The sequence below is a fragment of the Ruminococcus sp. RTP21359st1_H3_RTP21359_211015 genome (assembly GCF_040909065.1).
GTDB lineage: Bacteria > Bacillota > Clostridia > Oscillospirales > Ruminococcaceae > Hominimerdicola > Hominimerdicola aceti.
This window is the reverse complement of record NZ_JBDGDD010000058.1, coordinates 1-6,648: the sequence shown is the minus strand read 5'-3', so window position 1 is coordinate 6,648 and position 6,648 is coordinate 1. Positions and strand designations below refer to the sequence as shown.

The following is a 6,648-nucleotide window of genomic DNA, read 5'->3' as shown; positions in this document are numbered from 1 at the left end:
ATTGATATGGTGTATTATATTCTTGTTGGTATTTTTTCATCAAATTTATTATACCACAAAAAAGACTGCTTTCCTACTCTTTTAAGGGTGGTTGCAGTCTTTTTTTATTGCGCGTTTTTTTACAGCGCCTTTTTGTGTGGGTATATTTAATTAATAGAAAGGCTTTTTATCAGATATCCCATTTCCAATCTCTGATCTCAGGCATATCAAGACCATATTCGGCAATATACTGCTTGTGTTCAACAAGCTTGTCCTGCATGAGCTGGTGGGCTGTCGAGGACGCCAGCCCCTACATTTAGATAAGCTGACAAATAAGTATCACGCAGAAGCTTGCAAGGCAGGCAAATGCCGCAACTATAATAAGGCTTTTTTCCTTGAATGCAAGCACGCAGGCTGTTATAAGTCCTGCTATGGAAGCCGCAAGGTTTCCCGTTGAGAATAGTATGGACGGGAACGTCATTGCTCCAAGCACAGCATATGGCACATAGTAAAGAAAGCTTTGCACAAATCTGTTTGTTATCTTGCCCTTGAATATCACCAACGGCAGGGCACGAATAAGATAGGTCACTCCTGCCATAATGAAAAGATAAATGAAGAAATCTCTTATACTCAGCATTGACCGTCCTCCTCATTTTTCACAGGCATGAGAGCCGCCATTACCCCTGCGGAAAGAACGGTGCAGATTATTATGGAAAATCCTCCGGATACCTTATTAAGAATAGGCAGCCACTTGAAACAACAGCTAAGAAGAGCCGCAAATATCGCCGCCATTGCAATGCCCTTGTTTTTCTTTGCAGGCGGTATTATTATTGCAAGGAACATTCCGTATATTGCAATGCTAAGTGCGCTTATGACTATCTCAGGAAGTATTTTTCCTGCCGCCGCACCTATAAGGGTCCCCAGCGACCAGCCTGCTACAGGTAAAGCGATAAGCCCATACATATACTGCCTTGAAACTTCCCCTATATTTCCCATTGCCATGACAAATATCTCGTCTGTCACTCCGAAACCTACCAGCCAGCGGTGTATTCCCGACAGTGACTTGTCAGCTTTCTGCGAAAGAGATATGGACATAAGTGCATACCTCAGATTGATGATAAACTGTGCACAAGCCATTTCTATCCAGAAACCGCCTCCCGACAGCATAATGTCAAGTCCTGCGAACTGACCTGCCGAGGTCACGTTGCAAATAGAGATAAGCACAGTTTCCCACCAGCTTAGACCACCTTTTACGCCTTGAAGTCCGAATGTAAAAGATACCGAAAGATACCCCAAAGCAATAGGTATGCCGTCTTTAAGACCTTTTTTGAAACCACTCATAAATCATTCCGCCGAAGCGGTGTTCCCCCTCAAATCAAAAATTATCTATCCTGCACTGACATGACGCCATTGTAACAAGTGCCGCCTTGTGGCTTTCTTCCGTTACTCCTGCACAAGCGTTTGCGTCAACTATGACCTCGCATTCAGGACAAAAAGCTTTTATTAGCAAAGCGTTTGATACCACGCAAATGTCTGTGCAAAGTCCGCAAAGCTCTATCTCGTCCCCTGCCTTTGTTATTTCAGCAAGGTGCTGTGCAAGCTCAGCCGAGCCGAATGTGCTTTTTTCATAGACCTCTGCGCTTCCACCGATAGCCTCAGCTACCTGAGTCTCAGGCTGCCAGCCCTCGGTGCCTTTTATGCAATGCTCCACAGGGAGCTTTTTTCCCTCAGGCGTTTCAAGATAATCCTTGAAATGCGTGTCAAGGGTCATGAATACAGTGCTGCCCTGAGCCTTGTAACTGCGTATTTTTTCACAGACAGCAGGAACGATCATTTCTGCCATTTTTGAGCCAAGACTGCCCGTGACAAAATCATTCTGCATATCAACAACTATAAGATATCTCATATTCTATTTACTCCTTTCTCTCACGACGAAAACGTTTTGACAGGTAAGAACTGACATATTGTTTTATTAGTCCATAAAATAACATTATAACTCTAAAATATGAATTTTTCAACGTGTGCATAAAATGGGCAAAAAAAATGCTGAGCAACGGTGCTCAGCAGAAAATAAAATAAAAAAAACTATGTGTAGAACAAAAGAAAGGAGACAACAAAACGGATGTTAAATCAAACAAATTATGTTCAATATCCTTAACATCAATTAAATTATAACCTCTTTTGTAGCGATAGTCAAGAAAAAGTTGCAAAGAACTTGTTAATTTTCTGAAAATTCGGGATTTTGCACAAATATTTCGTTGACATTATGCTAACAATGACATCTGCGTGAGGTCTGAACTTAAATCGACTTAAAAAAGTAAAATATCTTATCCATTTTTAGTGTCTGTGATGTTCAAATTTTAATGTTTAAAACAAAAAAATAAGGTCATGACAGCAGGAAAGAGAGCCGATTTTAGAATATGCAGCAGGCAAACCCGTGATAAAATGCTGCCCTCTGAAACAAGCTCCCTCTCCTGCCGCCATGACCTGCAGGGGACTACTGCTCGGTGACAAGTCTGTTGTCTTTGAAAAACAGTGAAATGCACCAGATAGCCGAAATAGCTACTAAAACGTAGATGATCCTGCTTAGTATCGCTGCAGCGCCTCCGAAAAGAAATGCCACAAGGTCGAACTGGAAAATGCCCACAAGCCCCCAGTTTATGCCGCCTATTATGAGAAGCAGCAGTGCGATCCTATCTATCATGAGAAACTCCTCCTTTGATTGTTTAAGATATAGAGCAGTCCGTCTGTCAGCGGGCTGTTGATTGTAGTATTGTCATATTTTTTTGGATTATTCATTAAACGTTTGGTAAAAAACTACTAAAAAACACAGTGAAAATTCTATATAAAAATCTGCGTTTTGTACTAGACAAAAGCGATGGGCTATGTTATAATAATTGTATGTTAATCGTTTAAGTAAAAATGTATGGTAAAGCGGGAGGCAGATCATCGCTTTGCACTATGGGGGCGTTACTTTTTTGAATAATATAGACCTTAAATTCATGTTTAAAGATACGGAATGTGTCAGAATGCAGTCGGGAAAGTATTCCTGCGTTATCGCACCAAAACTTGGTGCTTCTGTGCTGAGGCTTCGTGACGAGGAAAACGGCATAGAGGTGTTCAGATATCGTGATGACTGCACTCTCAAGACTATAAATAAGGCGAGAGAGATATGGGGACTGCCTACTCTTTTCTTGCCTAATCGCTTTGATAAGGGCATTATAAAGACATCTGACGCAGTGTATCAAATGCCTGTAAATGAGAAAAAGCTTGATAATTTTATCCATGGCTGGGTGCATAAGAGAGAACACGAAATAGAGTGTTATTCAACACAGGATAAAAAAGTTGTGCTTGTTACTTCTTATACCTTTGACAAGAATGACGAGATGTATTCTTATTTTCCAGTGGATTTTAAAATATCCTATACGTTTACGCTTTCTGAAAGCGGTCTTTTGCAGGAGATATACCTGACAAACAACAGCGACAAGGCTCTGCCTGTTTCTATATGTACTCATACCTGCCTTAACGCACCAATGTGCGACGGCGGCAGGGAGGAATCAATGAGAATGTGCGTGCCGATAATCGAAAAGTGCGAGCTTGACAAGAGATGTCTGCCTACAGAAAAGCTTTTGCCTCTTAAAAAGAAAGACCTTGAATATAAAGAGGGTACAAAAATGCCTACCCTGCATAATATCTCAAACGATATGTACACCGCAGGCATGAACAAGCTTGACGGTAAGGACTTCCATGGCTCTTATGTTGTGGATACTGACAATGGTCATAAGGTTTGCAACGAGGTGTCAAAAGAATTTAAGTTCTGGAATATGTGGAACGATAAGGGCAATAAAGGATATTTCTGCCCTGAACCAATGACAGCTATGATAAACTCTCCTAATCTCAGCCTGCCTAACGAAGTGAGCGGATATGAGGAGATAACAAAGGGTCACACATTCAAGTGCTGGCAGAGATTCTTTACTGAATAATAGAAAATGCAGTAGGTGCGACATGAGGTCACCCATTGATATACGCATTTGCATGGGTTATAATTAAGAAATTAATTAACAATAGATAAATTACGAAAGGTGGAAATTATTGATGAAATTTGGTCATTTTGATGACGTGAAAAAGGAATATGTCATCAGCAATCCAAGAACGCCATATCCATGGATAAACTATCTTGGCACACAAGAGTTCTTCTCACTTATCTCCAACACAGCAGGAGGCTATTCCTTCTATAAGGACGCAAGACTGAGAAGAATAACTCGTTACCGTTACAACAACGTGCCTATCGACATGGGCGGAAGATATTTCTATATCAAAGACGGCGAAACTATCTGGAATCCGGGCTGGTCACCGGTAAAGACAGAACTTGATTTTTATGAGTGCCGTCACGGTATGGGCTATACAATTATCACAGGTAAGAAGAACGGACTTAAGGCTGAGGCTACATTCTTTGTTCCTCAGAACTATAACGGCGAAGTTCAGCAGGTAGTTCTCACAAACGAGAGCAATGAAGAAAAAACATTCTCATTCTTCTCATTTGCAGAGTGGTGTCTTTGGGACGCTCAGGACGACTGCACAAACTTCCAGAGAAACTTCAGCACAGGCCGTGTTGAGGTAGTAGGTTCAACTATCTATCACAAGACAGAATACAGAGACAGAAGAGATCACTTTGCATTCTATACAGTAAATGATGAGATAGACGGCTATGATACAGACAGAGATTCATTTATCGGTCTTTATAACGGCTTCCATAACCCACAGGCTGTTGAAGCAGGCAAGGCTAACAACTCATTTGCAGACGGCTGGTCACCTATCGCTTCACACTACAAGAAGATAACACTTGCTCCGGGCGAGTCAAAGACTCTTGTATTTATCCTCGGCTATGTTGAAATGCCTGTTGACAAGAAGTTCGAGGCTGACGGCGTTACTATCAATAAGGAAAAGGCTCTCGCAATGATCGAGCAGTATAACACTCCTGAAAAGGTAGCCGCAGGTCTTGAAGAACTCAAGGCAACTTGGGACAGACTTCTCAGCGTTATCAATGTTGACACACCTGATGACAAGGTAAACAGAATGGTAAATATCTGGAACCAGTATCAGTGCATGGTAACATTCAACCTTTCACGTTCCGCATCATATTTCGAGAGCGGTATCGGCAGAGGAATGGGCTTCAGAGATTCAAACCAGGATATCCTCGGCTTCGTTCATCAGATACCGGACCGTGCAAGACAGCGTATCATCGACATCGCTTCTACACAGCTTCCTGACGGCGGCTGCTATCATCAGTATCAGCCTCTTACAAAGAAGGGTAACTCCGATATCGGCGGCGACTTCTCAGACGACCCACTGTGGATGATCCTTTCAGTTTCCGCATACATCAAGGAAACAGGCGACTGGTCTATCCTTGACGAAATGGTACCATACGATAATGACGAGTCAAAGGCTAAGCCAATGCTCGACCACCTTAAGGTATCATTCTATCACATTGTAAATAACCTCGGCCCTCACGGTCTGCCACTTGCAATGAGAGCTGACTGGAACGATTGTATCAACCTTTCATGCTACTCTGACACTCCGGGCGAGAGCTTCCAGACTTATACAAACCCTAAGTTTGCAGCCGAGGGCGGCTACTCAAAGATAGCTGAGTCTGTAATGGTAGCAACACTCTTTACATACACAGGCCCTAACTATGTGTCTATCCTCAAGCACCTTGGCAAGGACGATGAAGCTGCCGCAGCACAGGCTGAGATAGACAAGATGAAGAAGAACGTTATGGAATCTGCATTTGACGGCGATTGGTTCCTGAGAGCTTACGATTCCACAGGCGCAAAAATGGGTTCTAAGGAATGTGAAGAGGGCAAGATATTCATCGAGCCACAGGGCTTCGCAGTTATGTCTGAAATAGGCAAGGACGAGGGCGCTGACATCAAGACACTTGATTCTATCGACAAGTACCTCAATACAAAGTATGGTCTTGTTCTTAACAACCCTGCATACTCAAAGTATTATATCCAGTATGGTGAGATATCCACATACCCAGGCGGATATAAGGAGAATGCCGGTATCTTCACACACAACAATGCTTGGATAATCTGTGCAGAGGCATATGCAGGCAGAGGCGACAAGGCGTTCGAGTATTACAGCAAGATAGCTCCTGCATTCAACGAGGAAATATCTGATCTTCATAAGACAGAGCCTTATGTATACGGTCAGATGATAGCTGGTAAGGACGCAAGCAGATTTGGCGAGGGTAAGAACAGCTGGCTCACAGGTACAGCCGCATGGAACATGGTAGCTATCTCACAGTACATTCTCGGAGTACAGGCTGACTTTGACGGCTTGAAGATAGATCCATCTATCCCTCACGAGTGGGACGGCATGACAGCAACACGTCAGTTCAGAGGTGCAACATACAACATCACTGTTAAGAACCCTGACCACGTTTGCAAGGGCGTAAAGAGCGTAACAGTTGACGGCAAGGCAGTAGAGGGCAATGTTCTCCCTGTAGCTGAAAATGGTGCAACAGTAAATGTTGAGGTAGTAATGGGCTAAGCCATACTCTCATAAAAAATCAAAGGACGGTACTTTGTGATATAATCCCCTTAGAGTAGACACATGAAATAATAAAATGGTGTAACTCTAAAGGGGGTTATTTTATGTCAAAGA

At 42.7% G+C, this 6,648-nt stretch carries 6 protein-coding genes and 1 pseudogene; 2 read left to right on the top strand and 5 right to left on the bottom strand.

Translation table 11 applies throughout. From position 1 onward, the window contains the following. Positions 1-169 precede the first annotated feature (169 nt). From AB5Z01_RS13390 to AB5Z01_RS13370, 5 genes and pseudogenes are all read right to left on the bottom strand, one after another. Positions 170-265, bottom strand: a pseudogene (locus AB5Z01_RS13390) (hypothetical protein); the annotation flags it as partial. Between the two features lie 30 nt (positions 266-295). Continuing rightward, positions 296-616, bottom strand: a complete 321-nt coding sequence (locus AB5Z01_RS13385; RefSeq protein ID WP_022288164.1) for an AzlD domain-containing protein — start codon at positions 614-616, stop codon at positions 296-298. Beyond that, complete coding sequence (locus tag AB5Z01_RS13380) at positions 610-1,320, bottom strand: AzlC family ABC transporter permease (RefSeq protein WP_195221560.1); 711 nt, start codon at positions 1,318-1,320, stop codon at positions 610-612. The genes AB5Z01_RS13385 and AB5Z01_RS13380 overlap by 7 nt, the downstream gene beginning before the upstream one ends. 34 nt (positions 1,321-1,354) lie before the next feature. After that, the gene (locus tag AB5Z01_RS13375; protein ID WP_038672464.1) at positions 1,355-1,885 is read right to left on the bottom strand and encodes a cysteine hydrolase family protein; all 531 of its coding nucleotides are present in this window, start codon (positions 1,883-1,885) and stop codon (positions 1,355-1,357) included. Between the two features lie 591 nt (positions 1,886-2,476). After that, complete coding sequence (locus AB5Z01_RS13370) at positions 2,477-2,683, bottom strand: DUF378 domain-containing protein (protein ID WP_022288161.1); 207 nt, start codon at positions 2,681-2,683, stop codon at positions 2,477-2,479. Between the two features lie 274 nt (positions 2,684-2,957). Between AB5Z01_RS13370 and AB5Z01_RS13365 the strand changes: the two genes are divergently transcribed. Both AB5Z01_RS13365 and AB5Z01_RS13360 read left to right on the top strand, forming a co-directional pair. Further along, a complete protein-coding gene (locus AB5Z01_RS13365) occupies positions 2,958-3,962 on the top strand; it encodes an aldose 1-epimerase (RefSeq protein ID WP_287215104.1) in 1,005 nt (334 codons plus the stop codon). Positions 3,963-4,074: 112 nt separating this feature from the next. Beyond that, positions 4,075-6,534, top strand: a complete 2,460-nt coding sequence (locus tag AB5Z01_RS13360) for a glycosyl transferase (RefSeq protein ID WP_287215105.1) — start codon at positions 4,075-4,077, stop codon at positions 6,532-6,534. The last annotated feature ends 114 nt before the right edge of the window (positions 6,535-6,648 follow it).

Excerpts from the sequence above, each read along its gene's own strand:
- AB5Z01_RS13385 (WP_022288164.1), bottom strand. The coding sequence starts at position 616 with ATGCTGAGTATAAGAGATTTCTTCATTTATCTTTTCATTATGGCAGGA.
- AB5Z01_RS13380 (WP_195221560.1), bottom strand. The coding sequence starts at position 1,320 with ATGAGTGGTTTCAAAAAAGGTCTTAAAGACGGCATACCTATTGCTTTG.
- AB5Z01_RS13375 (WP_038672464.1), bottom strand. The coding sequence starts at position 1,885 with ATGAGATATCTTATAGTTGTTGATATGCAGAATGATTTTGTCACGGGC.
- AB5Z01_RS13370 (WP_022288161.1), bottom strand. The coding sequence starts at position 2,683 with ATGATAGATAGGATCGCACTGCTGCTTCTCATAATAGGCGGCATAAAC.
- AB5Z01_RS13360 (WP_287215105.1), top strand. The coding sequence starts at position 4,075 with ATGAAATTTGGTCATTTTGATGACGTGAAAAAGGAATATGTCATCAGC.